Source organism: Methylobacterium jeotgali, from assembly GCF_022179345.1.
Taxonomy (GTDB): domain Bacteria; phylum Pseudomonadota; class Alphaproteobacteria; order Rhizobiales; family Beijerinckiaceae; genus Methylobacterium; species Methylobacterium jeotgali.
Window position 1 is genome coordinate 47,773 of the sequence record NZ_BPQR01000056.1, and the last position, 25,359, is coordinate 73,131.

At 72.9% G+C, this 25,359-nt stretch carries 27 protein-coding genes; 8 read left to right on the plus strand and 19 right to left on the minus strand.

All coding sequences use genetic code 11. The features are described 5' to 3' along the window. Positions 1-183: 183 nt before the first annotated feature. The 4 genes from MFF04_RS16205 to MFF04_RS16220 all read right to left on the minus strand — a co-directional run bounded on the left by MFF04_RS16205 (position 184) and on the right by MFF04_RS16220 (position 5,854). Entirely contained in the window at positions 184-801 is a 618-nt protein-coding gene (locus MFF04_RS16205; RefSeq protein ID WP_238277275.1) for a redoxin domain-containing protein, read from the minus strand. Positions 802-803: 2 nt separating this feature from the next. After that, positions 804-2,966, minus strand: coding sequence for a protein-disulfide reductase DsbD family protein (locus tag MFF04_RS16210; protein ID WP_238277277.1), 2,163 nt, complete (start codon positions 2,964-2,966; stop codon positions 804-806). Positions 2,967-3,060: 94 nt separating this feature from the next. Further along, positions 3,061-4,893: an aminopeptidase P family protein gene (locus tag MFF04_RS16215; RefSeq protein ID WP_238277278.1), complete on the minus strand. Its 1,833-nt coding sequence runs from the start codon at positions 4,891-4,893 to the stop codon at positions 3,061-3,063. A gap of 28 nt (positions 4,894-4,921) precedes the next feature. Further along, the gene (locus tag MFF04_RS16220) at positions 4,922-5,854 is read right to left on the minus strand and encodes a 50S ribosomal protein L11 methyltransferase (RefSeq protein ID WP_238277279.1); all 933 of its coding nucleotides are present in this window, start codon (positions 5,852-5,854) and stop codon (positions 4,922-4,924) included. Between the two features lie 214 nt (positions 5,855-6,068). On the opposite strand from MFF04_RS16220, the gene MFF04_RS16225 reads away from it, so the two are divergent. The 3 genes from MFF04_RS16225 to modC all read left to right on the plus strand — a co-directional run bounded on the left by MFF04_RS16225 (position 6,069) and on the right by modC (position 8,129). Continuing rightward, the gene (locus MFF04_RS16225; RefSeq protein WP_238277280.1) at positions 6,069-6,236 is read left to right on the plus strand and encodes a hypothetical protein; all 168 of its coding nucleotides are present in this window, start codon (positions 6,069-6,071) and stop codon (positions 6,234-6,236) included. Between the two features lie 73 nt (positions 6,237-6,309). Next, complete coding sequence (gene modB, locus MFF04_RS16230; protein ID WP_238277281.1) at positions 6,310-7,017, plus strand: molybdate ABC transporter permease subunit; 708 nt, start codon at positions 6,310-6,312, stop codon at positions 7,015-7,017. After that, positions 7,014-8,129, plus strand: a complete 1,116-nt coding sequence (gene modC, locus MFF04_RS16235) for a molybdenum ABC transporter ATP-binding protein (RefSeq protein WP_238277282.1) — start codon at positions 7,014-7,016, stop codon at positions 8,127-8,129. Before modB ends, modC begins: the two co-directional genes overlap by 4 nt. A 7-nt stretch (positions 8,130-8,136) precedes the next feature. Here modC and nudC read toward each other — a convergent pair whose 3' ends face one another. From nudC to MFF04_RS16255, 4 genes are all read right to left on the minus strand, one after another. Beyond that, a complete protein-coding gene (nudC, locus tag MFF04_RS16240; protein ID WP_238277283.1) occupies positions 8,137-9,018 on the minus strand; it encodes an NAD(+) diphosphatase in 882 nt (293 codons plus the stop codon). Next, positions 9,011-9,424, minus strand: coding sequence for an HIT domain-containing protein (locus MFF04_RS16245; protein ID WP_238277284.1), 414 nt, complete (start codon positions 9,422-9,424; stop codon positions 9,011-9,013). The genes nudC and MFF04_RS16245 overlap by 8 nt, the downstream gene beginning before the upstream one ends. Before the next feature lie 93 nt (positions 9,425-9,517). Beyond that, positions 9,518-10,381 (minus strand): universal stress protein, encoded by an 864-nt coding sequence (locus MFF04_RS16250; RefSeq protein WP_238277286.1) that lies wholly within the window; start codon positions 10,379-10,381, stop codon positions 9,518-9,520. Between the two features lie 103 nt (positions 10,382-10,484). Then, entirely contained in the window at positions 10,485-11,612 is a 1,128-nt protein-coding gene (locus tag MFF04_RS16255; protein ID WP_238277288.1) for an acyltransferase family protein, read from the minus strand. A 188-nt stretch (positions 11,613-11,800) separates the two neighbouring features. On the opposite strand from MFF04_RS16255, the gene MFF04_RS16260 reads away from it, so the two are divergent. Next, positions 11,801-12,493 (plus strand): DUF4142 domain-containing protein, encoded by a 693-nt coding sequence (locus tag MFF04_RS16260; RefSeq protein WP_238277369.1) that lies wholly within the window; start codon positions 11,801-11,803, stop codon positions 12,491-12,493. Between the two features lie 59 nt (positions 12,494-12,552). Here MFF04_RS16260 and MFF04_RS16265 read toward each other — a convergent pair whose 3' ends face one another. Together MFF04_RS16265 and MFF04_RS16270 are read right to left on the minus strand one after the other, a co-directional pair. Continuing rightward, on the minus strand, positions 12,553-13,218 hold the full coding sequence (locus MFF04_RS16265) for a carbonic anhydrase (RefSeq protein ID WP_238277290.1): 666 nt from the start codon (positions 13,216-13,218) through the stop codon (positions 12,553-12,555). 77 nt (positions 13,219-13,295) lie between these two features. After that, positions 13,296-13,805 (minus strand): NUDIX hydrolase, encoded by a 510-nt coding sequence (locus MFF04_RS16270; RefSeq protein WP_238277292.1) that lies wholly within the window; start codon positions 13,803-13,805, stop codon positions 13,296-13,298. A gap of 132 nt (positions 13,806-13,937) precedes the next feature. Between MFF04_RS16270 and dut the strand changes: the two genes are divergently transcribed. The 3 genes from dut to MFF04_RS16285 all read left to right on the plus strand — a co-directional run bounded on the left by dut (position 13,938) and on the right by MFF04_RS16285 (position 16,154). Then, positions 13,938-14,426, plus strand: coding sequence for a dUTP diphosphatase (gene dut / locus MFF04_RS16275; protein WP_238277294.1), 489 nt, complete (start codon positions 13,938-13,940; stop codon positions 14,424-14,426). Positions 14,427-14,468: 42 nt separating this feature from the next. Beyond that, a complete protein-coding gene (locus tag MFF04_RS16280; protein ID WP_238277296.1) occupies positions 14,469-14,942 on the plus strand; it encodes an RrF2 family transcriptional regulator in 474 nt (157 codons plus the stop codon). A 168-nt stretch (positions 14,943-15,110) separates the two neighbouring features. Beyond that, positions 15,111-16,154 (plus strand): HD-GYP domain-containing protein, encoded by a 1,044-nt coding sequence (locus MFF04_RS16285; protein WP_238277298.1) that lies wholly within the window; start codon positions 15,111-15,113, stop codon positions 16,152-16,154. Positions 16,155-16,159: 5 nt separating this feature from the next. On the opposite strand, the gene fabI is transcribed toward MFF04_RS16285, so the two are convergent. Beyond that, positions 16,160-16,990, minus strand: coding sequence for an enoyl-ACP reductase FabI (gene fabI, locus MFF04_RS16290; protein ID WP_238277300.1), 831 nt, complete (start codon positions 16,988-16,990; stop codon positions 16,160-16,162). Between the two features lie 137 nt (positions 16,991-17,127). Between fabI and MFF04_RS16295 the strand changes: the two genes are divergently transcribed. Then, entirely contained in the window at positions 17,128-17,559 is a 432-nt protein-coding gene (locus MFF04_RS16295; RefSeq protein WP_238277302.1) for a DUF3291 domain-containing protein, read from the plus strand. Here the strand turns inward: MFF04_RS16295 and lpxB are convergent. From lpxB to MFF04_RS16335, 8 genes are all read right to left on the minus strand, one after another. After that, positions 17,508-18,701 (minus strand): lipid-A-disaccharide synthase, encoded by a 1,194-nt coding sequence (gene lpxB / locus MFF04_RS16300; RefSeq protein ID WP_238277304.1) that lies wholly within the window; start codon positions 18,699-18,701, stop codon positions 17,508-17,510. The two genes, MFF04_RS16295 and lpxB, sit on opposite strands and share 52 nt — an antisense overlap. After that, positions 18,698-19,585 carry an LpxI family protein gene (locus MFF04_RS16305; protein ID WP_238277307.1) on the minus strand — a complete coding sequence of 296 codons (888 nt, stop codon included), beginning with the start codon at positions 19,583-19,585 and terminating at the stop codon, positions 18,698-18,700. The genes lpxB and MFF04_RS16305 overlap by 4 nt, the downstream gene beginning before the upstream one ends. Before the next feature lie 5 nt (positions 19,586-19,590). Beyond that, a complete protein-coding gene (gene lpxA / locus MFF04_RS16310) occupies positions 19,591-20,403 on the minus strand; it encodes an acyl-ACP--UDP-N-acetylglucosamine O-acyltransferase (RefSeq protein WP_238277308.1) in 813 nt (270 codons plus the stop codon). Further along, complete coding sequence (fabZ, locus tag MFF04_RS16315) at positions 20,400-20,864, minus strand: 3-hydroxyacyl-ACP dehydratase FabZ (protein ID WP_238277309.1); 465 nt, start codon at positions 20,862-20,864, stop codon at positions 20,400-20,402. Before fabZ ends, lpxA begins: the two co-directional genes overlap by 4 nt. A gap of 104 nt (positions 20,865-20,968) precedes the next feature. Further along, positions 20,969-21,472 carry a CAP domain-containing protein gene (locus MFF04_RS16320; RefSeq protein WP_373320084.1) on the minus strand — a complete coding sequence of 168 codons (504 nt, stop codon included), beginning with the start codon at positions 21,470-21,472 and terminating at the stop codon, positions 20,969-20,971. A 113-nt stretch (positions 21,473-21,585) separates the two neighbouring features. Continuing rightward, entirely contained in the window at positions 21,586-22,767 is a 1,182-nt protein-coding gene (locus MFF04_RS16325) for a glycosyltransferase (RefSeq protein WP_238277310.1), read from the minus strand. Positions 22,768-22,773: 6 nt separating this feature from the next. Further along, complete coding sequence (locus tag MFF04_RS16330) at positions 22,774-23,397, minus strand: class I SAM-dependent methyltransferase (protein WP_238277311.1); 624 nt, start codon at positions 23,395-23,397, stop codon at positions 22,774-22,776. 208 nt (positions 23,398-23,605) lie between these two features. Continuing rightward, positions 23,606-25,330: a DUF4214 domain-containing protein gene (locus MFF04_RS16335; protein ID WP_238277312.1), complete on the minus strand. Its 1,725-nt coding sequence runs from the start codon at positions 25,328-25,330 to the stop codon at positions 23,606-23,608. Between the last annotated feature and the right edge of the window lie 29 nt (positions 25,331-25,359).

Here is a 25,359-nt window from a genome sequence, read left to right on the forward strand (position 1 = left end):
GGGCCGCGCGGCGGACCTTCGGTCACGCTCGCCCGGCATGAGGAAACGGGAGGGTCGCAGCGGCCCTGCCGGCTCCGCCCGACCGCTGTCGAGGGCGCAGTATCCCGCAGGACCGCAGCAATGTAAAGGATTTTAATCCTATTGCTCGACGCCGGGGAGACGGTCGGCGGAAAGCCCGTGTCGTCAAGACGCGTACTTCACCGTGCAACCGTAGGGCCGTGTCGTGTTCTGCGACACCGGCTTGCCGGCGGCGATCTCGGTCAGCGCCGCCTCGACATGGTTGCGGGCACCCGCGATGTCGGCGACCTCAGCGGAAGGCTTGTCGTCGATGCCGCCCTGGTACAGCAGCGCCCCGTCCGTCCCGACGACGTACATGTGGGGCGTGACCCGCGCGTCGTAGGCGCGGCCGACGACGCCCTTCGGATCGAGCAGCACGGCGCTCGGCGCGGCCTTGCGGGAGCGGGTGAGTTCGTCGGCCTGGGGCCCGTCGACCGCGCCCTGTTCGCCGGGGGCGGAGGAGATCACCGTCAGCCAGACGACGCCCCGCTCCGTCCACCGTTTCTGGAGCGCCTGCATGGCCCCGGAATAGTGCTTCTGCACGAAGGGGCAGTCGTGGTTCGTCCATTCCAGCACGACGAGCTTGCCGGCGTAGTCGGAGAGCCGCACCGTCCGCCCGGCGGTGTCCACGGCCTCGAAGGCCGGGGCCGGGCGCCCGATCGAAAGCCCGGCGGCGGAAGCCGGCGCAGGGGCGAGGCCTGCGAGGGCCAGGGCGGCGAGGAGGAGGCGTCGGCTCGGGCTCATCGTCACGGCTCCTGTCGGCCACTGAGGGCGGCGCTGCGGTTGCTCGGCGAGGCGGGGACGGATTCGAGCGCGGCTAGCACCGTGCCCTCGGTGAGGATCTGCGGCAGCACCGCCGGCTCGGCCCCGCCCGCGTAGAGCAGGTAGAGCGGCACGCCGCTGCGGCCGTGGCGCTCGAGAAGGCGGGTGATCTCCGGGTTGCGGCTCGTCCAGTCGCCCTTGAGATAGGTGATGCCGCGCTCCCGCATGGCGGCGCGCACGGCATCGGTATCGAGGGCGACGCGCTCGTTGACCTTGCAGGTGATGCACCAGGCCGCCGTCAGGTTGACGAAGACCGGCTTGCCCGCCGCCAGCGCCTGCTCGAGCTCGGCCTGCGTGTAGGCTCCTGCGGCTGCGGCACGGGCGGGGGCCGGAGCGCCCTCGACGGTGATCGCCAGGGCGCCGACCGCGGCGAGCACGACCCCGGCCGCGCTCCGCAGGAGCTTGCCCAGCGCCGGGCCGGCGCGGCTGCCGCGATCCCAGAGCCAGGCGGCGAGGCCGACGAGGACGAGGCCGAGGAGGGCCGCGAACAGACCGTCCGGCCCGACCTGCTGGGCGAGCACCCAGATCAGCCACGCCACCGTCGCGTAGATCGGGAACGCCAGGGCCTGCTTCAGGACCAGCATCCAGGGGCCGGGGCGGGGTAGAAGCCGCAGCGCCGCGGGGAAGGCCGCGAGCAGCAGGAACGGCGCCGCGAGGCCGAGGCCGAGGCAGGCGAAGACGAGGAGCGCCGCCGCCGAGGACTGCGTCAGCGCGAAGCCGACCGCCGCGCCCATGAAGGGCGCCGTGCAGGGCGTCGCGACGACCGTCGCGAGGGCGCCGGTGAAGAACGAGCCGGGCAGCCCGGAGCGGCGGGCGAGCCCGTCGCCGAGGCCGCTGATCCCCGCGCCGATCTCGTAGACGCCGGACAGGCTGAGGCCCATCGCCAGCAGCAGGTAGGCGAGCCCGGCCACCACGACGGGCGACTGCAGCTGGAAGCCCCAGCCGATGCCCGCGCCGCCGCTCTTCAATGCGATGAGGAGGCCCGCCAGCGCCAGGAAGGTCGCGACGACGCCCGCCGTGTACGCGATCCCGTGCAGTCGGATGCGCTGGGCGCTCTCGCCCGAGTGCCGCACGAGGCTCATGACCTTGATCGAGAGCACCGGGAAGACGCAGGGCATCAGGTTGAGGACGAGCCCCCCGGCGAAGGCGAGCCCGGCGGCGAGCCAGAGGGTCAGCCTCTCCTCGCCCCCTCCCCCCGCCGGCATCGTGGGCGCAGCCGCAACGGCCGCGGCGGGCGGCGGCGCCGGCTCTGAACCGATCGCGAAGGAGCGCGGGCCCTCGCCGCTCTCGGCGAGGGTGAGAACGCCGGGCAGCTCCCGAGGCATCGGATCGGAGGGGGTCGCCCGTGTGAGGCGCAGGTGCAGACCGCTGCCGTCGACGGTGAGGTCCTGCGGCGCCGCGTTCTCGATCGCCGTCTCGGAATAGGGGAAGAAGGCGGCGCTGCGCACCTTGGCGGGGTCGAGGCCCTTGGCGGGGTCGAAGTCCTTGGCATCGAGGGTGAGGAGCAGCCGGTCGCCCTCCCGCGACAGGCGCGCGGGCCAGGGCGCGGCCTCCGGCAGGCGCGCGCGGGCGGCGTCGAACAGGGCGCGGCTCTCTTGCGTCGCGGCGGCGGCCGGCGCGACCGGCAGGGTCAGCGAGAGCTCTGCCGAGCCCGGCACGCATTCCCGCTCGCAGACGAGATAGTCGAGCTTGGCGGCGAGCCGCACCGGCTCGGCAGGGTCGAGGCTCGGCGGCGGCGTCACGGTGGCGAGCAGCACCGTCTCGCCCTCGTAGCCGAAGTTCATGAGGTGGGCGACGGGGATGCGCTCGGGCACCGGCCATTGCAGCGGGCCGGCGGAGAAGCCGGCAGGCAGCTTCCAGGTTACCTCCGGCGGCAGGCCGGAATCGCCGGGGTTGCGCCAGTAGACGTGCCAGCCCGGCTTCATCGCCATGCGCACGCCGACGGTGAAGGGCTTGCCCGCGGCGACGCCGGAGGGCTCGGCGAGAAGCGAGGCGCGCACGAGGTCGCCGGGCGCCTTGCCGGGCTGGGCCGAGGCGGAGACCACGCCGAGCAGCGTGAGGAGCGCGAGCGCGATGGACCGGATCATGGTGTTCCTGGACCGGCGCCGGGGCGCGGGACCACCATTCTACCGGCCCGGAGACAGAGCGCCAAACCGCCTCGGGCTGCCGCGTCGTCGCGCCTCAGGCGTCCGCGCCGAGCGGCCGCGTCGCCGCGTCGAGCCAGGCGCGGGCCGTCCCGTCGAGGGCCTTCCCGAGGCTATCACGGACGCGGGTGTGATAGGCGTCGACCTGCGCGGTCTCGGCCTCGGAGAGAAGCGCGCGGTCGATCAGGCGGCGGTCGTAGGGGACGAGGGTCAGGGTCTCGAAGCCGTGCATCGCCCGCTCGCCGCCGGGCACCTCCCGGTTCTCGGTCAGCACGAGGTTCTCGATCCGGATGCCGTAGGCGCCGGCCCTGTAGTAGCCGGGCTCGTTCGAGAGGATCATGCCCGGCTGCAACGCCACGGTGCCGGTCTTGGCGATGCGCTGCGGTCCCTCGTGAACGGACAGGAAGGCGCCGACGCCGTGCCCGGTGCCGTGGTCGAAGTCGAGGCCGGCTTCCCACAGGGGCTGCCGGGCGAGCGTATCGAGCTGCGCGCCGCTGGTGCCCTCGGGAAACACCGCCCGACCGATGGCGAGATGCCCCTTCAGCACGCGGGTGTAGCGGTCGCGCATCTCGGGGGTCGGGGTGCCGATCGCGACGGTGCGGGTGATGTCGGTGGTGCCGTCGCGATACTGCGCGCCGGAGTCGATCAGGAACAGCTCGCCCGGCCCGAGCCGGCGGTCGCTGGCATGGGTGACGCGATAATGGACGATCGCCCCGTTCGGGCCGGAGCCGGAGATCGTCGGGAAGGACACGTCCCGCAGGAGACCGCCCTCGGCCCGGAAATCCTCCAGCGCCTCGACGGCGGCGACCTCGGTGACCGCCTCGCCGCGGGCGACAGCCCGGTCGAGCCAGGCGAGGAACCGGGTCACCGCGACCCCGTCGCGCCAATGCGCGGCCCGTGCGCCGGCGATCTCGGCGGCATTCTTGACCGCCTTCATCGCCGTCACGGGATCGGGCCCGACATCGGCGAGACCGCCGGCGGACTCGATCGCGGATTTCAGGGCCGAGGCGCCGGTGACCGCATCGAGCCGCACCCGCTTGCCGGCGAATGAAGCGAGCCCGTCCGAGAGGGCGCCGCGCGGAAAAATCTCGGCCAGCGGCGCCAGCGCCGCGCGAAGCTCCGGCGCGATGTCGGACGAGACGAGGTAAAGCGCCGGCCGGCCCTCGCGGGGGAGGATGGCGTAGCCGAGCGCCAGCGGCGTGTGCGCCACATCGGCCCCGCGCAGGTTGAAGGTCCAGGCGAGGCTGTGCGGATCGGAGATCACCAGCGCGTCGCAGGCGGCCTCGGCGAGCGCGGCGCGGATGCGGGCGAGCTTCGCGTCCGCCGCCTCCCCGGCATGCTCGGTGGGATAGGGGACGACGGCGCCCGCGGGCGGCTTCGGACGCCCCGCCCAGGCGGCGTCGACGGGGTTCTCGGGGAGCGGGCGCAGGGTGGCGCCGGCCTTCTCGGCGGCGCGAGCGAGCCGGGCGACGCCGTCCGGCGTATGCAGCCAGGGATCGTAGCCGAGCACGTCCCCCGGCCGCAGGGCCTCGGCCGCCCAGGCCTCCGCGGTCTGGCGGGCCAGCGGCACGACGGCGATCGCTCCGGTGTCGACCTGCTCGGGGGCCTGGAGGGTGTAGCGGCCGTCGACCACGAGGGCGGCCGTATCGGCCAGCACCACCGCCGTGCCGGCGGAGCCGGTGAAGCCGGTGAGCCAGGCCAGGCGCTCGGCGCTGGCGGGTACGTACTCGGACTGGTGCTCGTCGGCGCGGGGCACCACGAACCCGGTGACGCCGGCCTCCCGCAGCGCCGCCCGCAGGGCCGCGAGGCGCTCCGGCCCCTTGCGGTGGCCGGGATCGTCGAAGCTCTGGAAGCGGGCGGGGCGCGTCATGCCCCGAGGGTTACGCGCCGGGGCTTCCTCAGACAACCGCGCGGCGGATCGGGCGCGGCGCCGCCCCGCCCCGGCGCAGCACCAGGGTCGCCCAGCCCTCGAGATGGCCGCGCTCGGCCAGCCGGAAGCCGTTGAGGGCGTAGGCCGAGAGCACGCCCGGCACGTCGCGCTCGATCAGGCCGGAGAGGACGATGCTGCCGCCCTCCGCCACCACCGAGGTCAGGCTCGGGGCAAGCCGCCGCAGGGGCCGGGCGAGGATGTTGGCGAAGACGAGATCGAACCGCCGCGGACGCCCGGCCAGCGCGTGGCGCACGCCGGGCCCCTCGTAGAAGCGCACGAGGCCGGCGAGGCCGTTGAGGCGGGCGTTGCCGCGTGCCGTCGCCACCGCTTCCGGGTCGAGGTCGCCGGCCACCACCGTGCGGTGGAGCGCGCGGGCGGCGGCGAAGGCGAGGATGCCGGTGCCGGTGCCGACATCGAGCACCGCCCCCGGCCGCCCCCGGCGCAGCACGCCGACGAGCGCCCTGAGGCAGCCCAGCGTGGTGCCGTGGTGTCCGGTGCCGAACGCGAGCGCCGCCTCGATCTCGATGGGCAGGTCGTTGGGGCGGACGCTCTCGCGGTCATGGGCGCCGTGGACGAGGAAGCGCCCGGCGCGGACGGGCTTGAGCCCCTCCAGCGAGGCGCGTACCCAGTCCTGCCGCTCGATCGTGTCGAAGACGGCGGTGTCCGCCTGCGCACCGACGATGGGCCGGATCAGCTCGCGGATCGCGTCCTCGTCAGGCTCCTCGGAGAAGTAGGCTTCGAGCAGCCAGGGGCGGCCGTCCTCGGCCTCGAAGGCGGCCACCGCCGTCTCCGCCGGATCGAAGATCTCGCCGAGGAGATCGGTGGTCGCCCGGGCCGCGCGCTCGTCGGTGACGAGGCGCATGACGTGGGTCGGGCGGTGGGGCGGCAGGCCTTCGAGCATGGGCGCGCTCTAGCATTGGTGATGCCGTTTCGCCACAGCCGGCCACGTCGTCACGAAAGCGCATCATCCGGCGGCATATTGTCCACGGAAAGGGCGCTGCTTCGCGGGAACACGAAGCCGGCATCAGGGTTGCCGTGCGCACTGCCCAACTTTCGATCAATCAGCCATCGTTCGAGTCATGAACACACCTCGCACGCGTCGACAGGCTCCCATCGTGCTCGCCAGTACCGCCCGCAAGCGCGACCGCCGCCGGGCCACCCGCGACGACTCTCCGGTCGTCGATGTCTTGGACACGCCCGTTCCGGGCCATCTCTTGGTGCTGATGAGCCGGCTCGAGCGCCCGCGCCGCAATGCACCGGAGGAGGGCGAGGCATCGGCCTGACGCGCTTCACGCGGGTGTGAGCGCCGCCTAAGCTCGGCCGACGTCTCCTTCGGGGCGCCCCTCCCGAGGAGCCATGAGCGATCTCTTCTCCGCGCTGACGCAAGACGAGTGGCGCGCGCTGACCCTCAGCCTGAAGGTCTCGGTCGTCGCCACCCTCGCCAGCCTGCCGCTCGGGCTTTGGGTGGCATGGCTGCTCGCCCGCAGGGAGTTCCCCGGCCGCTCGCTCCTCGACGGGCTCGTGCATCTGCCGCTGGTGCTGCCGCCTGTGGTGACGGGCTACCTGCTGCTCCTCGCCTTCGGACGCCGCGGCACCTTCGGCGCGGCGCTCGCCGAGATCGGCATCGTCTTCTCCTTCCGCTGGACGGGTGCGGCGCTCGCCTGCGCGGTGATGGGCTTCCCACTCATGGTCCGCGCCATGCGCCTCTCCATCGAGGCCGTCGACCAGGGGCTGGAGCAGGCCGCCGCCACGCTCGGCGCCTCGCCGCTTGCGGTATTCGCCACCGTGACCCTTCCGCTCAGCCTCCCCGGCATCCTGGCCGGCGCCGTGCTCGCCTTCGCGAAGGCGATGGGCGAGTTCGGGGCGACGATCACTTTCGTCTCGAACATCCCCGGCGAGACGCAGACCCTGCCCTCGGCGATCTACACGCTCACGCAGGTCCCAGGCGGCGAGGCCGGCGCCATGCGGCTGACCGTCATCGCCGTCGTCGTCGCGATGGGCGCGCTCCTCGTCTCCGAGTGGCTGGCCCGCCGGGCGCGGCGGCGGGTGGAGGGCCTGGCGTGAGCCTCTCCGTCGACGTGGCGCTGACGCGGGGCGCCTTCTCGCTGGACGTGGCCTTCGAGGCCGGCGCCGGGCTGACCGCGCTGTTCGGCCGCTCGGGATCCGGCAAGAGCACGCTCATCAACCTGATCGCCGGGCTGGCACGGCCCGACCGCGGGCGCATCGCCATCGACGGGCGCACCCTGGTCGACACCGCCGCGCGAGTGCGGGTGCCGGTGCATCGCCGCCGCATCGCCTGCGTCTTCCAGGACGCGCGGCTGCTGCCGCATCTGAGCGTGAAGGGCAATCTCGGCTACGGGCGCCTGTTCTCGCGGCTCGCCGGAGGCGACGGGCGGGACGGGATCGAGCCCGAGGCGATCGTCGCGATGCTCGGCATCGGCCACCTTCTCGACCGGATGCCCGCAGGGCTCTCCGGCGGCGAGAAGCAGCGTGTGGCGATCGGCCGGGCCCTGCTGTCGCGGCCCCGCCTGCTCCTCATGGACGAGCCGCTCGCCGCGCTCGACGAGGCCCGCAAGGCGGAAATCCTGCCCCATATCGAGCGGCTGCGGGACGAGGCCGGGGTGCCAATCGTCTATGTCAGCCACGCGGTGGCCGAGGTGGCGCGTCTGGCGAGCACCGTCGTCGTGCTGGAGGCCGGGCGCGTCGCCGCCACCGGCCCCGCCGAGGCGATCCTGCGCCGCCCCGACCTGTTCCCAGAGCGGGAGGCCGAGGCCGGCTCGATCCTCGACATGCGGGTCGAGGGGCACGACGAGGCGGCGGGCCTGACCCGCCTCAGCGGTCCCGCCGGCCGCCTCAGCGTGCCGCGCCTGCCCTACGAGCCCGGCCGCACCCTGCGGGTACGGGTGCCCGCCCGCGACGTGCTCGTCGCGACGCGGGTGCCGGAGGGGCTGAGCGCCCGCAACGTGCTCCCCGGCCGCCTCGCCGCCCTGACGGGCGCGGGTCCTGCGCTCACCGCCGAGATCGACTGCGGCGGGGCGATCCTCACCGCGCGTCTCACGACGGCCTCCGCGAGCGATCTCGGGCTGGCGATCGGCGCGCCGGTCTACGCCGTGGTGAAGAGCGTCGCCTTCGATCCGGCGGCCATCGGCGCCGGGCGGCGCAGCGTCGAGATCTGAGGCGCGCTCAGGCGCGGCCGTCCACGAAGGCGCGCATGAGGTGGTGGGCGATGGCCATGGCGGGCGGTGCGCTCAAAGCCGCCGGATGGCGCCGCTCCAGCATCGCGGCGACCTCGGCCCGGTCGAACCAGCGCGCCTCGGCGAGCTCGGCCGGATCGGCGGTGATCGTCTCGTCGAGCGCCTGCCCGACGCAGCCGATCATCAGCGAGGACGGAAACGGCCAGGGCTGCGAGGCGTGGTAGGCGACCGCGCCGACCCGCACCCGCGTCTCCTCGAAGGTCTCCCTGCGCACCGCGTCCTCGATGGTCTCGCCGGGCTCGAGGAAGCCGGCGAGGCAGGAGAACATGCCCTCGGGAAAGCGCGGCGCCCGGCCGAGCAAGCAGGTCTCGCCCCGCCGCAGCAGCATGATCACGACCGGGTCGGTGCGCGGAAAGTGATGCGCCCCACAGGATGGGCATTCCCGCCGGAAACCGGCGGCCGCCATGACGGTCCGCGTGCCGCAATTCGCGCAGAAGCCGTGGCGGGCGTGCCAGAGCAGCATCGAGCGCGCGGTGGCGAGGAGGCCGAGCTGGTGTGCCGGTACGGCCCCTTCCACGGCGAGAGTGCGCAGGTCGAGAGATTGGAGATCGGCGGGAACGGCCTCGGGAGCGACGCTGCCCGCAAAGACCGGCGCCCCATCGACGCGCCCGAGGAAGATGCGGGTCGCGGGGTCCTCGATCGCCGCCCCGGCATCGTGGAGGGCGCTGCCGTCGCGCACCAGCACCGCGCCGTCGCTGAGGAGGACCCGCCGCGCGTCCTCGGCATCGGCCGGGGGCACGTCCGCCTCGCCGAGCTCCGCCGAGTGGCGCTGGAGCCGCGAGACCGCGAAGCCGAGGCTGTCGTCAGGCATGCGCGAAGCGCTCGCCGGCACGCTCGGCGAGCATCTCCAGGGTGTGGGCGGGGAAGGGCTCGCGGCTGCCGTGGCCCCAGACCGGGCCCGGCCAGGCCGCGTCCGACGCGAAGCGGGCGACGACGTGCATGTGGAGCTGGCCGACGACGTTGCCGAGGCTCGCGACGTTCACCTTGTCCGGCCGCCACAGCGCCTGCGCGACGCGGGCGGCGAGCCGCGTCTCCTCCCAGAGCAGGCGGGCGTCGTCCTCGGAAAGATCGGTGACCTCCCGCAGGCCCAGCCGGCGCGGCACCAGCACGAGCCAGGGGAAGCGCCGATCGTCCATCATCAGAACGGAGCAGAGCGGCAGGTCGCCGACGGGCACCGTGTCGGCGGCGAGCCGCGGGTCGAGGGAGAAGTCGGACATGGACCGTCGCGGCAGGCGGAGCGCGGGCGCGCCCGGAACGGGCAATCTGTGGCGCCCGCCGCCGTTGACAATCGCGACCTTTCGGGCCGCGGCTCAGTGCGCCATCAGCACCGGCAGGTCGGCGTTGGCGAGGAGATGGCTCGTCGGGCCGCCGAAGATCATCTGGCGCAGGCGGCTCTGGGTGTAGGCGCCCTTGATGATGAGGTCGCACCCGAAATCCACCGCCTCGTCGAGGAAGGTCTCGCCGGGGGTGCGCCGGTCGGCGGGCAGCGCCCTGTGGTCGGCGGCGACGCCCTCGCAGGCGAGCGAGCGGGCGAGATCCTCGGCGCTCGGGCCCGGCACCGTGCCGCCCTCGACGCTGAGCACGAGCACGCGGGTCGCCATCCGCAGGAACGGCATCGCGAAGGCCACCGCGCGGGCGGTCTCCGTCGAGCCGTTCCAGGCGATCAGGATCGCCTCGCCGAGGCTCTTGGGCGGCCGCGGCGGGGCAAGCAGCACCGGCCTTCCGCCCTCGAACAGGGCGGTCTCGAAGGTGCTCATCCGGGGCGAGGTGTCCTGCGTGCCGGGGCGGCCGACCACGGTCATCGAGAACAGGCGGGCGTACTGGCCGAGGAAGGCGTCGCCCGCCGGCACGTCCTCGCGCCAGCGGAAGCGCGGGCCGGCATCGGCGACCTTCTCCGGCACGCAGAGCCCGTCGCGGGCATGACGCGGGATGCCCTGCTCGGTGAGCATGCCGACGAAGCGGCCGCCGGCCTCCTCCGCCTCGGCCTTGTCGGCCTCCTCGTCGCGCAGCCATGTCATGCCGCCGACCATGTCGACGGGCACGTACTCGGCGAGCGCCGGACGCAGGGAGACGCCCTCGATCAGGCTGCCGAAACGGCGGGCCGCGAGCACCGTGGTGGTGAGCACCGAGGGCAGCGTGTCGTGGAGGGCCACGGGGACGAGCAGGGTCTTCATCGGGCACCTCGCGGCCTGTTTCCGGGGTCGGTCGCATTCCGTTTGCCCCATGGCGAAGCGTCGTGCGCCTCGGGGAGAACGCGCCGGGCCGGCTCCCGGGAGGCTAGCGCCCTTCGGGCGAGCCGGAAACTCCGGGGGCCGGGCCGCGCACACGCAAATCGGCCCCGGAGATCCGCTCGGCGAGCGCACGGGCGCGGCGGCCGAGGGGCCGCTCCACGAGAGCATGAACGGCGAGCGCCGCGAGGACCACGCCGACGAGCATCAGGGCCAGGCACGCCGCGGGGCCGAGCGCGGCGGCGAGGCCGGAGCGCAGCAGGCCCTCCCCGAGGCCGCGGAGCACGAAGGGATGCACGAGGTAGAGGGCGTAGGAGGCGTCGCCCAGGAGCGAGGCCAACCGCACGCCGCCCGATTGCGCCTCTTTCCGGACGGGCCCCAGCGCCGCGGCCGCCACGAGGCAGGCCGCCGGAACGCCCTGGACGAGAGGGCGCAGGAACCCGCCCGCCTCGCCGAACAGGCTCGCGGAGAGTGCGAGACCGCCGGCGCCGCAGAGCGCGAGCGCAATGCGGGCGGGCCCCGACAGGCGCAGGCCCTCCACCCGCACCAGCCCGAGACCGGCCCCGAGCAGGAACTCGAGGACGACCGGCTCGGACCAGAAGGCGAGCGGCACCGGCAGGCCGGGCACGGCGAGGTGCAGGGCGACGAGCCCGCCGAGGACCGCCGCGACGACGGCGACCGTCCCGCGACGGCCGGCGCCGAGGGCGAGCGCCGCCGCGAACAGGACGTAGAACAGCATCTCGAAGTTCAGCGTCCAGCCGAGGCCGTAGAGCGGCTGCACCGAACCGTCCGGCCGCGCCGCCGGCCAGAACAGGAACGAGGCGAGCACGTAGCCCGGCTCCAGGGCGCCGCCGCCGATCCGGCCCGGCGCGGCGAGCGCCAGCGCGAGGTAGAGGAGGCTCGCCAGCCAGTAGAGCGGCACGATCCGCGCGAGGCGATGGGCCATGAACAGCCGCGCTCCCCCCGGCCGCCCGTGGAGCGGTGCGGCGGCGTGGACGATGATGAAGCCGGAGATCGCGAAGAACACGTCGACGCCCGCCGCCCAGGGCAGTAGGTGGCTCGGGGCGAAGGCCGCGCCCGTGCGCCCGGCGATCGACGCCGCCTCGTGCTGCCCGTGGTGGAAGGCCACCATCAGGGCGGCCGCCGCCCGGAGCGCCTGGACCAGGACCAGCTTCACGCGGCTGCCCCGGAAGATTTCGAAGGCGTCACGGCCCGGATCGGAAACAGTTCCACCCTGAAGTGCGGAAATCGAGGAACAAAGCTTCGGCCGACCCGTTGGAGGCCCGAAGTGCCAGCGTCGAGCCACGACATGATGTCGGATGGCTTCGCTGCTTTGCACCGACAATTCAGATGGAAGAGGTCGTAATGCTCAAGAAGTACGCTGTGGCGTCCGCCCTGCTCTGCGCCATCTCGGCGCCCGCGCTCGCCCAGGGCATGGGCGACTTCCGGGTCCAGGCGATGCAGGCCAACGCCTTCGAGATCCAGTCGAGCCAGATCGCCCTCCAGAAGTCCCGCAACCCGGCGATCCGCAACTTCGCCAACCACGCCATCCGCGATCACCGGGCGGCCAATGCCGCGCTTGCCGGCGGCGACATGGGCCCGATGGCGGGCGGCCCCGGCCTGATCGGCGCGCCGCTCGCGGTGGCTGGCGGTGCGGTCGGCGCCGCGACGGGCGCGGCGGCCGGCGTCGTCGGCGGCACGCTGAGCGGTGGCCCGGTCGGCGCGGTCGAGGGCCTCGGCTCGGGTGCGGCGCGGGGTGCCGCGGCCGGCAGCCGCCTTGGCGGCATGGACGTCGACCAGACGGCCGGCACCACGATGGTGCCTCCGAGCCCCGAGCAGCAGCAGATGCTGGCCGAGCTGTCGGCGGCCCCGGCCGGCGCCCGCTTCGACCGCCTGTACGTGCAGCAACAGCTCCAGGCCCATCAGATGACCATCAGCATGACGCAGGCCTACGCGTCGACGGGCCCGAACCCGGCGCTGCGGACCTACGCCCAGCAGGCCCTGCCGGTGCTGCAGGATCACTACGCGATGGCCCAGCGTCTGCCCGGCGCCCGCTAAGCCGGCTAGGCACCAGATACGAAAGGCGGCGGGTGGCGACACCTGCCGCCTTTCGCGCGTCACGAGCAGTTGATCAGGGCCGCGGGGTTGAGCCCCTTCCCGTCCTCGGTCATCAGCCGCGCGAAATCGCCCGTCGCGGGGTCGCGGACCCAGAGATCGCCCGTCGCGACGCCGAAATGGGCGCCGTGCAGCGCGAGCCTGCCGTCCGCGACGCGCTCAGCCACGAACGGAAAGGTCAGCAGGTTCTCGATGCTCTGGCTCACCATCGCGTGCTCGAGGCGCGTGATGTAGTCGGGCGCCGAGGAGTCGCCTGCGCGCGCCACCGCCGGCTCCACCAGCGAGACCCACTTGCCGATGAAGTTGCCGCCGGAGAGGGGCTTGGCCTTGTCCGCATAGGCCTTGATGCCGCCGCAGCTCGCGTGCCCGAGCACGACGATGTGCCCGACGTTCAGCCCCTGCACCGCGAACTCGATGGCCGCCGAGGTGCCGTGATACTCACCGCCCGTCTCGCAGGGCGGGACGATGTTGGCGACGTTGCGCACCACGAACAGCTCGCCGGGGCCGACATCGAAGATCACCTCCGGCGACACCCGGCTGTCGCAGCAGCCGATCACCAGGATGTCGGGCTCCTGCGAGGAGCCGAGCTCCGCGTAGCGGCGGCGCTCACCGGGAAAGCGGCCGGCGAGAAAGGACTGGTATCCGTCGGTCAGGCGCTTGGGCAGCATGGGTTCATCCTCCGGCGGCCCGGTCCTTTGCCCGGTTTCCGCCACTCCCGAGACAGGTCGATCGTTCGAGCCCTTTATCAGGCTCCGTGCCAGGACAGCGCTACAGGCGCCTCGGGGCGCTCGCCAGAGAGAATCGCGCGCACCAGCTCCGCGAGCCCCGCCGGCTCGATGCGGTCCCCGGTCGCGGCGAGTTCGTCGAGCGTCCACCAGCGGGTGCCGAGCACCGGGTTGTCCTCGGTCTCGGCCAGCCGTCCCGTGTCGATGCGGTCGTCGGGCAGCCGGACCAGGAAGTAGCGCTCGCGGGCGTGGCGCGACTGCCGGAACAGGTGGAACGGCCCGTCGCAGCGTGCGACCTCCGCGCCGATCGGCGCGTCCGGGACGCCGATCTCCTCCTCGAGCTCCCGGCGGCAAGCCTCGACGTGGCTCTCCCCAGGCTCCAGGCCGCCGCCGGGCATGAACCAGAAGCGGCGATCCGCGGGATCGCGGCCGGGAATCGGGCGGACCGCCTCGTAGGCGATGAGGAGAAGACGGTCCTCGGGATCGAAGACCAGGGCGCGGGCGATGTCGCGGAAAGGCAGGTCGCTCATGCCCCTCCCCTATCAGGAAGGACGCCGCCGATCACGTCCCGGCCACGCCCTTGTCGCCCGCCGCGCGGACCGTTATCGCCGACCCATGCAGCGACGGATTTTCGCGACAGGGCGCCGCCGGAGCGGGCGGCGATGACGCCGCCGGACGCGCCCGCCGTCGGGATCCGGCTCCTCGATCCGCGCCTCGCGGACTGGGGGTTTCCCCGCTGGGGCTCGGAGATGGCGGCCGGCCTCGACCTGCACGCCTGCATCCCGGAGCCCCTCCGCCTCGCGCCGCAGGCGGCCGCGATCCTGGTACCGAGCGGCTTTTCCCTCCGGATCGGCGATCCCGGCTGGTGCGCGCTCGTCCTGCCGCGCTCCGGCTTCGGGCACCGGGACGGGCTGGTGATGGGCAACGGCACCGGCGTCATCGACGCGGACTACGAGGGCGAGATCCTCATCTCCGCCTGGAACCGCAACCCGGCCCCCTCCCCGGCGATCGTCATCGAGCCCGGCGACCGCATCGCCCAGCTCGTGTTCACGCGGATCGGCCGCCCTCGCCTGGCGTTCGTCGCGGCCGATGACGGGACGCCGGGATCGGCGCGGGGCGCGCGCGGCTTCGGTTCGAGCGGGCGCCGCTGATGGCCGTCATCCGCCACGGCGCGTCCGGTTGAGCGCCCCGCGATGCCCGAGGCGGACATCCCGGCGAGAGCCCCGCGCGACACCCTCCCCGTCACGGCGGGGCGTCTGCGGCTCGCCATCGCCGCGCTTCTCGACGTGGCGCTCCATGCGCGCCCGCAGCCGGTCAACGCCCGGCTCCTCGCCGAGCGGCACGGGCTGCCGCCGCGCCACCTGGAGACCGTGCTCCAGGCCCTCGTCCGGCACGGCCTGCTCAAGGGCGTGCGCGGGCCGAGAGGCGGCTACGAGCTCGCGCGGGAGCGCCGCCGGATCAGCCTGGGAGACACCGCCCGCGCCGTGGCGGGCGATGCCGCGCCGGAGACGCCCGAGGCGGCCGGCCTCTCGGCGCTCGCCGAGCCGACGCTCGCCGCCGCCCAGGCCGCCTTCCTGGCCGCTCTCGACGCAGTCAGCGTGGAGGACCTCTGCCGGCAGGCCGGAGGGCAATCGCCCCCGCCGCTTCCGGCCGCGTTCGACATCTGACCGCGCGAATCCGAAGCGGGCTGATAGATTCGGAGGCGTCGCTCGGCAGGATCGATGCTGCATCGCGAGATATCGGCGCCTCCTGCCGTGAGTTCAGTGTCGCTTAACTTGTGAAACGTCAGGATCGGCTCATCCGGCAATTGTGCCTGGATACGAGATGCGAAGCTCATGCCCGCTGCGGACAGATCGTCCCAGATCGCCATCCTTTCGAGCGCGACGGCGGACTCGCTGGTCTACGGCCTGCGCTCCCTGAACTGCGACGTCCAGGTGGTGGATCTGGCCGGGCTGCACCGCCTCGAAGCCTCGCTCTGCGCGCTCGTCGTGATCGACGGAACGAGCCTCGAGCCGGTCCCGACGATCCGCTCCGTGCGCGGGGTGCCCGGCCTCGGCGAGACGCCGATCCTCCTGTGCGGCGCGTCCGGACCCCGCCTGTATCGGAACGCCGTCACCGCCGGGGCGAGCGATGTGGTGGCCGAGGGCGGCGATTCACTGGAGCTTCTGACGCGGGCCCGCAATCTGGTCGAGCTGTGGCTCGCGCGCTGCGACGCCGAGATCTCCTCCTCGATGCTCCGGGTGCGGCTGGCGGCCATCGGCGCCGCCGCGCGGGAGCGTGAGCGGGAGATCATCCATCGGCTGATGCTCGCCGCCGAGTCGCGGGACGATCAGGCGGGCGACCACCTCACGCGGGTGGCCGGCTTCTCCATCGCCAACGCCGAAGGGCTCGGCCTCTCCGAGAAGGAGGCGAACGAGCTGGCGCTGGCCTCGACCATGCACGACCTCGGCAAGATCGGCGTCCCCGACAGCGTGCTCCTCAAGGCTGGTCCGCTGACGCCGGAGGAGCGCCTCGAGATCCAAGAGCACACGACCCGCGGCCACCGGATGCTGCACGGAAGCTCGTCGCACCTGCTCCAACTCGCCGCGCAGATCGCCCTGAGCCATCACGAGCGCTGGGACGGCGGCGGCTATCCTGGCGGATTGGCCGGCGAGGCGATACCGCTGCCCGGCCGCATCGTCGCCGTGGCAGACGTGTTCGACGCCCTCGTCTCCGAGCGGCCCTACAAGCGGGCCTGGCCCCTGGAGAAGGCCCGCGAGCACCTCATCGCCCAGAAGGGCAGCCATTTCGACCCGGCCTGCGTCGATGCCTTCCTGTCGCGCTGGGACGATGTGGTGGTGCTGCTCGAGGACCGGCCGACGACGTCCTGCGCCGCCTGACCTGCTCAGTCGTCGCCGACGACGCCGGCTGCATCCTGGGCCTGGAGCACGTCGGGCCGGGGCATCGAGATGATGTTGTAGCCGGAATCGACGAAGTGGATCTCGCCGGTGACGCCGCCGGAGAGGTCGGAAAGCAGGTAGAGGGCCGAGCCGCCGACATCGTCGAGACTCACCGTGCGCCGGAGCGGCGCGTGGGCCTTCTGGTGGTTGAACATCAGCCGCGCGTCGGCGATGCCCGCGCCCGCCAGCGTGCGCACGGGGCCCGCCGAGAGGGCGTTCACGCGGATGCCGTCCGGGCCGAGGTCGGCGGCAAGGTAGCGCACGGAGGCCTCCAGCGCCGCCTTGGCCACGCCCATGACGTTGTAGTTCGGCATGACGCGGGTGGCGCCGCCATAGGTGAGCGTCAGGAGCGCGCCGCCCGGCCCCATGCGCCTGGCCGCCCGCTGCGCGATCTCCGTGAAGGAGAAGCAGGAGACCGTCATCGTGCGCGAAAAGTTCTCGCGGGTGGTGACGTCGACGTAGCGGCCCTTGAGCTGCGCCTTGTCCGAGAAGCCGATGGCGTGGACGACGAAGTCGAGCCGCCCGTCGAAGCGCTCGTCGAGCTTCGCGAAGGCGGCGTCGACCGAGGCGAGATCCTCGACGTCGCAGGGCAGCACGACGTCCGACCCGAGCTTGGCGGCCAGCGGCCCGACCCGGCGGCCCAGCGCCTCGCCCTGGTAGGTGAAGGCGAGCTCCGCTCCATGGGCGTGGAGTGTGCGGGCGATGCCCCAGGCGATGGAATGGTCGTTGGCGACCCCCATGATGAGGCCGCGCCGTCCCGCCATCAAACCCGTCATGCCGCCATCTGCCCTGTCGCGTAGAGGCTCCCGCGGGAGCCCGCCCCTCGGACCCGAGGCTTAAAGGCGGCCCGCGGCGCTGTCCAACGCCGGCGAAATCGGCTCTGCATGGCTGATCGAGAGAAGAGAGTCGCCCGATGGCCTTCGTCAGCGTCACGCGCCTGCGGCTGCGCTCGCTCCGCTTCCTGCCCGGCTTCGTCATCCACGCCCTGCGCTCCTCGGCGCAGGTCCGCCGGGCGCCGGGCTACCGCTCGGGCTCGGCTCTGTCGGACCGCAGGCTGACCTTCTGGACCCTGACGGTCTGGGACGACGAGGCGGCGATGCGTGCCTACATGCTCTCGGGCGCCCACCGCCTCGCGATGCCGAAACTCGTCCACTGGTGCGACGAGGCCTCCGTCGTGCACTGGCCGACGGAGGCCGACGCCGCGCCGGCCTGGAATGAGGCCACGCGGCGGATGCGGGCGGAGGGGCGCGTCTCGAAGGTCCGCAACCCGAGCCCGCGGCACGGGGACATGAGCTACGCCGAGCCGCGGCTCAGCGGAGCCGCGCCGCTGCCGCCGGTCCGCTGACGCGCCACGTCGAGCACCAGACGGGCGGCCGAGCGGCTGGGCTCGCCGCCGCAGGGCAGGCGCATGAGGTCGTCGAGCCGACGCAGGGACGCGACCTGCTGCTCGCGCTCGAGGCCGCCTGCGAGCAGCGGCAGGAGGCTCGCCGAGAGGGTCTCCGGCGAACAGTCCCGCTGCACGAACTCGGGCATGGCGTTCTCGGCGAGGATCAGGTTCGGCAATACGATGCTCGGCACCTGGATCAGGCGCCGGGCGATCGCCTCCTCGATCCGCGAGACCTTGTAGGCGACGACCATGGGCACGCCGGCGAGCGCCAGCTCCAGCGTCACCGTGCCGGAGGCGGCGAGCGCCGCCCGCGCGCTGCGGAAGGCCGCGAACTTCGCGTCCTCTCCGTGGACGAGCCGGACCGGCGTCTCCCAGGCCAGCGCCAGACGCTCGATCATCGCCCGGTGCCGGCTCACCGCCGGCAGCTCGACCTCGATCGGTCCGAGGGTCGCGGCGACCCGCGCCAGGGTCTCACCGAAGACCGGCATCAGCCGCTCGATCTCGGAGCGACGCGAGCCCGGCAGCACCACGAGCCGCGGCGGCTCGCCCTCGCGGATCGCGGCCTCGGCGGCGCTGGGGCGCAGGTCCGCGATCCGCTCGATCAGCGGATGCCCGACATAGGTGCATTCGGGCCCGCCGAGGCGGCGGTGGGCGTCCGGCTCGAAGGGCAGCAGCGCCATGACGTGATCGATGAAGGGCCGCATGCCCTTCGCCCGCCAGGGTCGCCAGGCCCAGACGCTCGGCGAGACGTAGTCGATGATCGGGATGCCCGGGGTCGCCTTGCGCACGCGCTTGGCCACCGCGTGGGTGAAGCCGGGGCTGTCGATGATGACGAGCACGTCGGGCCGGGCCGCAACCACCGCCTCGACGGTCTCGCGGATGCGGCGCAGCAGGGTGCGGGCGCGGGCGAGCACCGGCAGGTAGCCCATTACCGCCACGTCATCGAGGGGGAACAGGGAGGCGAGCCCCTGGGCCGCCATCGCCTCGCCGCCGACGCCGCCGAACTCCGGCGCAGCCTCGGAGAGCTCGCGGAGCGCCCGCATCAGCCGGCCGCCGAGCTGGTCGCCCGAATCCTCGCCCGCGACGAGCCAGATCCTCATGCGCCCTCGCCGCCGGAGGACAGGCCGACGAGGAACAGCCCGGCCCGGTCCGCCGCCTCCGCCGTGGCGGCGCGGTCGATGATGAGCGTCCGCCCGGCCTCGACGGCGATGCCGATGCAGCCGGCGGCGGCCGCCGCTTTCACCGTGCGGGCGCCGATGGCGGGCAGGTCGACGCGCATGTCCTGGCCCTCCTTGGACATCTTCACGAGCACGGTGGCCGGATGCGGCCGGCCGTAGCCGAAGGGCTTGCGCCCGAGGGCGCGGGCGCGGGCGAGCATCCGGTCGGTGCCCTCCGGGCCCTCGACGGCGAGCACCCGGTCCGAGGCGACGACCGCCGCCTGCCCGACATCGTAGGGGGAGAGCGCGGCGAGCAGCGCCCGGCCGGTGGCGATGGTGGCGCGGGCCGCCTCGTCGGGGGCGAGCGTGCCCATCTGGCCGGGCGAGGCGAGAAGGTCCGGCGCCACCTCGTGGACGCCGGCCACCCGGTGGCCGTTCTCCTCCAGGAGTTCGAGGGCCGCCCGCAGCAGCCGGTCGTCGCCGCCGCCGGTGATCCGGCGCAGGGCCTCGCGGTTGCGCAGCGCCGCCGCGGCGTTGAGGATCGCGGCGGGGCTCGGCCGTCCGACGGCGCCGGCCGGCACCACGCAGGCCGGCCCCCACTCCCGCAGAATCGCGAGCGCGCCTGCGATGTCGAGAAGATCGACCGTGGCGCCGGCCCGACCCCGCAGGCCTCGCTCGGTGAAGCCGCGCAGGGCCAGCACCTTGAAGGGCCGGCCCGCCCGGTCGAGGGAGCGCGCCACCAGCTCCGGCAGCAGCCCGGCGCCCGCCACGAGCACGAGCGTCTCCTGCGCCTCGGCGATCGCGGGCGTGCGCGCGGCCTCGGCCATGAGGGTCAGGGCGCGCCCGCCTGCGGGGTCCCGCGCGGCGTGCAGATCGAGCGCTTCCCGCCCTCACGGATGAAGGCCAGGATCTCCTCGACCGCCGGATGCGCCTCGAACTCGGCGGCCACGTCCTCGACGCGCTCCAGGAGCGTGCCCTCCGGCGCGAAGAGCGCCCGGTAGGCCCGGCGCAGGGCGTGGATGTCCTCCCGCGCGAAGCCCCGCCTCTGCAGGCCGACGATGTTGAGGCCCGACAGGTAGGCCCGGTTGCCCAGCGCCATGCCGTAGGGGATGCAGTCGTTCTCGAGGCCCGAGAGGCCGCCGACGAAGGCGTGCGCCCCGACGCGGGCGAACTGGATCACCGCCGCCCCGCCGCCGAGGATGGCGTAGTTGCCCACCGTGCAATGGCCGGCGAGCATGACGTTGTTGGAGAAGATCACCCCGTCGCCGACCCGGCAGTCGTGCCCGACATGGGAGTTGGCGAGGAAGGCGCAGCGGTCGCCGACCACGGTCTCCAGGCCGCCGCCCTCGGTGCCGGGGTTCATGGTCACGCCCTCGCGGATCAGACAGTCCGCGCCGATCCGAAGGGTCGAGGGCTCGCCCTTGAACTTGAGGTCCTGCGGCTGGTGGCCGAGGGAGGCGAAAGGAAAGATGCGGGTGCGCGGGCCGACGGTCGTCTTGCCGGCCAGGACGACGTGGCTGACAAGCTCGCAGCCCTCGCCGAGCGCGACCTCCGGCCCGACATGGCAGAAGGGTCCGATCCGGACGCCCGCGCCGATCCGGGCCCCGTCCTCGACGACGGCGCTCGGGTGGATCGCGGCGCTCACTCCGTCACCAGCATGGCGCCGATCTCGGCCTCGGCCACGAGGGTGCCATCCACGCGGGCCTCGCCCCGGAACCACCACATGGTGCGCCGCTGGTTGAGCTTGCGCATGTGGTAGCGGACCTGGTCGCCGGGCACGACGGGCTTGCGGAACTTGCACTTGTCGATGGTCATGAAGAACACCTGCTTGGTGCGCAGGTCGTCCGTCATGATATGGCGGCAGCAGATGGCGCCGGCGGTCTGGGCCATGCCCTCGATCAGCAGCACCCCGGGAAACACCGGCATGGTGGGAAAGTGGCCCGTGAACTGCGGCTCGTTGACGGTGACGTTCTTGACGCCGACGCAGCTCTCGTCCCGGTCGATCTCGACGATGCGGTCGATCATCAGGAACGGGTAGCGGTGCGGCAGAAGCTCCAGAACCTTCTGGATATCCGCCGCACCGAGTTCGCTGGTGGTGTCGCTCATCGGTCCCCGCTCATCCGCCCGTTGCGGCCGTCATTTCCGGAATTTGCCACCGATGCAAGCCCTTGGCGGACGCTCGGCAGCCCCTCGGCGCCTTCGGCCGCCGCTCAGGCGCCCGCCAGGACCAGCGCCCAGTAGCGCTTGTAGCGGGTGCCCGGCGCGTCGACGCGGGCGATGCCGGCGCGGCGCAGCTGCGGCATCAGCATGTTGCGGTTGTGCTCGGGCGAGGCCTTCCAACGGACGAGCACCTGATCGAAGGTCTCGGAGCCGGCGCTGAGGTTCTCGGCGGCGTAGGAGCGGGCGAGCCCGACCTCCGACATGCGCGAGGTGAAGGTGCCGCCGATCTCGTGGCTGAGGCGGCCGGCCTTCGCGTTGGTGCCGGCCTGATAGGCGGCGGCCCTGGTCAGCCCCGGATCGAGCACCAGCGGCGGCAGGCCGTGCTGGGCGCGGTAGCGGGAGATCGCCGCCACCGCCGCCTGCTCGTCGAGGATCACCGGGCTCGTCACCGCGTCGTCCCCGCCGAGGATCGTCGGCGCACCGCATCCGGCGAGCGAGAGGGCGGCGAGGGTCGCGGCGAGGGCGAGCGGAGCGGCGCGGAGCATCGGGGTCATCGGACGGCTTCTCGGAAGACGCGGCCGCCATTCCCGGCCGATGCGGCGAAACCGGGGCGCATCGGCCGGGCCGGCGACGCGCGCCGGCCGGCGTTGCGCGGACGCGACACCGCCTATAGCGACAGGATCAGGTCCAGCCACTTCCGGCGGCCGTGCTCGCGGGTGAGCTCGTGCGCGAAGAGAAGCTCGCGGGCCCGGCGCCCCAGGCGCTCGCGCTGGGCCGGCTGACCGGCGAGATGGACGAGGCGCTCCGCGAGGCCCTGCGCGTCGAAGAAGTCGACCAGCAGACCCCCCGCCTCGCCGTCGAAGAAATCGCGGACCGGGCCGGTGTCGGAGAGGACGAGGGGGCGCTCCAGCGCCATCGCCCCCAGAAGAGACCAGGAGAGCACGAAGGGATAGGTCAGGTAGGTGTGGGCGCTCGCGCGCCCGATCGTCTCGTGGAAGCGGCGCGGCTCCAGGGTGCCGAGGAAATGCACGCGGCTCGGATCGAGCCCGCCGACCTCCTCGGACAGGCGGGCCCGCCAGCTCCGCCCGTCCGGCGCACCGGCCCCGTAGCCGCCGGCCTCCGCGCCGACGATGTCGACCTGCGCCCGAGGACTCAGGGCGAGCAGGCGCGGCAGCGCCCGCATGAAGGTGTGGAAGCCCCGGTGCGGCTCGAGATGGCGCGCGGCGAAGGTGAAGCGCGGCGGCTCCTCCGGATCGCCCTCCCGCGGCGGTGGCGGCGGGACGTGGATGCCCTCGTGGATGATCCGCATGTCGGCGGCGAAGGCGGCGGGGAAGGTCGCGCGCTGCCAGGGTGTGGGAGCGACGCAGACCTCGGCATCCTCAAGCGACGCCAGGGTGATGGCGTTGCGCCCCCGCATCCGATGCAGGATCTCCGGAGAGGCGACGGGAAACTCGGGGTCGAAGTCGATCTCGCCGCCGCTGCGGCCGTGGTAGAACTCGCAGTAGCAAACAAGCTTGGCCCGCGGGAACAGGTCCTTGAGGTAGAGGGCCTCGCCCCAGCCCGGATGGGCGACGATGACGTCCGGCACGAAGCCGTCGTAGCGCAGCGCGCGCGCCGCCGCCGCGGCGCCGGAGGCGGCGGCTGTCTTCACGGCGAGGTCGTCGAGCACGATGTCGCCGGTCGGCTGCGCCGGGGCCGGGCTGTAGCGGCGGTAGCGCAGGCCCGGCCGCGAGACCGGGTTCGTGCCGATGCCGGCGAGGCGGACGTCACCGCGCGCCTCCAGCGCCTCGAGCACGGCGGCGAGCTGCGAGGGAAAGGTCTGGTGGACGAGCAGGACGCTCAGCGGCATCGCCGGCTACGCGTCCCGGCCGTCGGCGGGCGCCTCCGGCACCGCCGCCTCGGGCATCAGCGCGCAGGCCCAGAGGTCGAAATTGGTGCCCTTGCGCAGGATGACCTTCGCGAAACCGGCCTCCAGCATCAGGCGGCCGATCCGCTCGCTCGTGAAGGCGGTCTTGTGCGCCATGAAGCCGTTGCCGCCCTGGATCGAGGCGCGGTGGCCGAAGATCATGTCGAGCGCCGTGATCGGGCCGGCGGGCGAGACGTAGGCGACCTGATCGAGCTTGCCGTCGACGACGAGCTTGGCGACCTCCTCGATGTCCGGCGTGGTGACGAGCGCGACGCCGGTCGGCTTGAGCACGCGGCGGAACTCGGCCAGCGCCAGGGGCACCTCGTGGTCGTGCAGGTGCTCGATGTTGTGGGAGGACCAGACGCCGTCGACGGACCCGTCGGGGAAGACGGAAAGGTCGGTCACGGTACCGACGATGTCGGGCCGCACCCGTGGGTCGAGATCGATGCGGATCTCCCGCCAGCCGGCGCCGCGGAAGATCGGGTGCAGGCGCTCGGGCGCGTAGACGCCGCAGCCGACGTGAAGGACGGTGCGGGGCGGGACGGGCGCGGCCTTCGCGGATGCCTGGTTCAAACCCATCGTTCCCAAGGTCGTATCGTCAGCCCTGCCCGCCGCGGCCGGCGACGGGCGAGACGGGCGGGCGCCGGGGCGTTCTGCGCCGGCTCCGGTTTTGATCACGTTTCGGCGTCCGGCGCATCCCGCGGCGAAGCACACGATTCATGCGAAAGGGGCCGGGCAAGCCGCCCGGCCCCTTTCCGATCCGATCGAGACCTCAGAGGTCTCAGGTGTGATCGATGACGTGGATCGACTCGGCGTTGTGGGCAGTCGCCTCGACGCTGCGGGCGAACTGGACCGCCACGTCGGCGCGGCTGGTGCCGGAGGCGAGCGCCGACTCCCAGACGGTGCGGCCCGCGGCCTCGGCGTCGCGGCCGAGCATGTTGTTGTAGAGCAGATCCACGAACTGGCTGTTGGTCAGGCCACCCGAATGGGCGCCCTGGAACTCGGCCGCGTTGAGGAAGCTGTTGGCGATCGTCGACAGGCTCTGGCCGTCGTCGTGACGGTCCCACCAGGTCTGGAGGCCGGCGGAGTCGGCGTCGCGGCCGAGCAGGCCGTCGTAGAGGCGGGCGATGACCGCCTCGTCCTCGGTGGAGGCGAGGATGAGGGCGCCGTCGCCGAACTGCACGAACTCGGCACCGGTGATGCTCGTGGTCGAGCCGGTCGTCGGGCTGAAGATCATCACGTGGTCGCCGTCGATGCTCGACAGGAAGTCCGACCGGTTGCCGGCGAAGTTGACCACGTCGAAGCCGCCGCCGGCCGACACCGTCTGCACGCCGCTCGGGGTGATGTCGAAGGTCTGGGGCGTCGGGTCGGCCGCGCCGGCGCGGATGGTCGCCGGCGACAGGAAGACGGGGGCGTTGACGTCGACCGCCGCCTCGCGGGAGCCTGCGACGGCCGCGAGCACGTCGGCGCGCGACAGGGTGCCGTTGGCGAGACCGCCGCCCCAGGTGGCGAGGCCGGCCGCGTCCGGCGCCCGCTCGAGGAGGTTCTGGTAGAGGTTGTTCAGGAAGACCGTGTTGCTGACATTCGCGCCGAGACCGTTGGCGATGGCCTCGGCGGAGGCCAGGAAGCCCGCGGCGACCTGCGAGACGGTCTGACCGGCGTTGAGCTGGTCGATCCAGACGTGGAAGCCGTCAGCATCGGCGGAGCGGTTGGCGATGCCCTCGTACATGCGGGCGACGGTGGCCTCGGCCTGGGTGCCGGCGATGACCACCGAGTGATCGGTGAAGTTGAGGATGTTGGTGTGGGCGATCGAGGCGTTGAGGCCGCTCGCGTTCGTCAGCGTGGCGATGCCGCTCGTCGCGTCGAGGTTGAAGGTGTAGCCGGTCGAGGCGCCGTTGACGTTCACGGCGTTGAAGCCACCGTGCAGGTCGATCTGGTAGCGGCCGTTGCCGAGGGTCACGCTGTCGTCGCCGCCGGCGCCGAGCACGGTCGCGCGGGGCGACACCGTGAGGTCGACGAAGAGATTGGTGTTGCCGGGATCGACCACGGTGTCGCCGGTGCCCGCCTTCACCGAGGCGTTGCCGCCGTTGTAGAAGCCGAGGTTCGCGTTGCCGGCACCGCCCGAGTAGTAGACGTTGCCGCTATTGGTGAAGCCGAGCGTGTTCTGGCCGTCACTGCCGGCGATCACGTAGTTGCCGGTGGCGTTGTTGCCGTCTAGGAGGCCGTTGACGTTGCCGTTTCCGGCGAGGTTCAGGACGACCGACCCGCCGGCGCCGGAGACGTTGCCGTTGCCTTGCGTGGTGTCGATGTTGGCGAAGAAGGTCGTCGTGCGCTCACCGGTGTCGGCGTTCGAGACCGTGGTCGTCTGCTGACCGCCGCTGCTTTGACCGGACGTATCCTTCGCGAACTCGTCGGCAAGGGCCTTCGCAAAAGCTGAATCATTCGGCTTCGTCGCCGCGACGTTTGTTTGCGTCTGCGTTGAGTTCTGACTGTAGATATCGGCCATCGGTGTGACTCCTCGAAGATGTTATTTTT

Excerpts from the sequence above, each read along its gene's own strand:
- MFF04_RS16205 (WP_238277275.1), bottom strand. The coding sequence starts at position 801 with ATGAGCCCGAGCCGACGCCTCCTCCTCGCCGCCCTGGCCCTCGCAGGC.
- MFF04_RS16210 (WP_238277277.1), bottom strand. The coding sequence starts at position 2,966 with ATGATCCGGTCCATCGCGCTCGCGCTCCTCACGCTGCTCGGCGTGGTC.
- MFF04_RS16215 (WP_238277278.1), bottom strand. The coding sequence starts at position 4,893 with ATGACGCGCCCCGCCCGCTTCCAGAGCTTCGACGATCCCGGCCACCGC.
- MFF04_RS16220 (WP_238277279.1), bottom strand. The coding sequence starts at position 5,854 with ATGCTCGAAGGCCTGCCGCCCCACCGCCCGACCCACGTCATGCGCCTC.
- modB (WP_238277281.1), top strand. The coding sequence starts at position 6,310 with ATGAGCGATCTCTTCTCCGCGCTGACGCAAGACGAGTGGCGCGCGCTG.
- nudC (WP_238277283.1), bottom strand. The coding sequence starts at position 9,018 with ATGCCTGACGACAGCCTCGGCTTCGCGGTCTCGCGGCTCCAGCGCCAC.
- MFF04_RS16245 (WP_238277284.1), bottom strand. The coding sequence starts at position 9,424 with ATGTCCGACTTCTCCCTCGACCCGCGGCTCGCCGCCGACACGGTGCCC.
- MFF04_RS16250 (WP_238277286.1), bottom strand. The coding sequence starts at position 10,381 with ATGAAGACCCTGCTCGTCCCCGTGGCCCTCCACGACACGCTGCCCTCG.
- MFF04_RS16260 (WP_238277369.1), top strand. The coding sequence starts at position 11,801 with ATGCTCAAGAAGTACGCTGTGGCGTCCGCCCTGCTCTGCGCCATCTCG.
- MFF04_RS16265 (WP_238277290.1), bottom strand. The coding sequence starts at position 13,218 with ATGCTGCCCAAGCGCCTGACCGACGGATACCAGTCCTTTCTCGCCGGC.
- MFF04_RS16270 (WP_238277292.1), bottom strand. The coding sequence starts at position 13,805 with ATGAGCGACCTGCCTTTCCGCGACATCGCCCGCGCCCTGGTCTTCGAT.
- dut (WP_238277294.1), top strand. The coding sequence starts at position 13,938 with ATGACGCCGCCGGACGCGCCCGCCGTCGGGATCCGGCTCCTCGATCCG.
- MFF04_RS16280 (WP_238277296.1), top strand. The coding sequence starts at position 14,469 with ATGCCCGAGGCGGACATCCCGGCGAGAGCCCCGCGCGACACCCTCCCC.
- MFF04_RS16285 (WP_238277298.1), top strand. The coding sequence starts at position 15,111 with ATGCCCGCTGCGGACAGATCGTCCCAGATCGCCATCCTTTCGAGCGCG.
- fabI (WP_238277300.1), bottom strand. The coding sequence starts at position 16,990 with ATGACGGGTTTGATGGCGGGACGGCGCGGCCTCATCATGGGGGTCGCC.
- MFF04_RS16295 (WP_238277302.1), top strand. The coding sequence starts at position 17,128 with ATGGCCTTCGTCAGCGTCACGCGCCTGCGGCTGCGCTCGCTCCGCTTC.
- lpxB (WP_238277304.1), bottom strand. The coding sequence starts at position 18,701 with ATGAGGATCTGGCTCGTCGCGGGCGAGGATTCGGGCGACCAGCTCGGC.
- MFF04_RS16305 (WP_238277307.1), bottom strand. The coding sequence starts at position 19,585 with ATGGCCGAGGCCGCGCGCACGCCCGCGATCGCCGAGGCGCAGGAGACG.
- fabZ (WP_238277309.1), bottom strand. The coding sequence starts at position 20,864 with ATGAGCGACACCACCAGCGAACTCGGTGCGGCGGATATCCAGAAGGTT.
- MFF04_RS16320 (WP_373320084.1), bottom strand. The coding sequence starts at position 21,472 with ATGACCCCGATGCTCCGCGCCGCTCCGCTCGCCCTCGCCGCGACCCTC.
- MFF04_RS16325 (WP_238277310.1), bottom strand. The coding sequence starts at position 22,767 with ATGCCGCTGAGCGTCCTGCTCGTCCACCAGACCTTTCCCTCGCAGCTC.
- MFF04_RS16335 (WP_238277312.1), bottom strand. The coding sequence starts at position 25,330 with ATGGCCGATATCTACAGTCAGAACTCAACGCAGACGCAAACAAACGTC.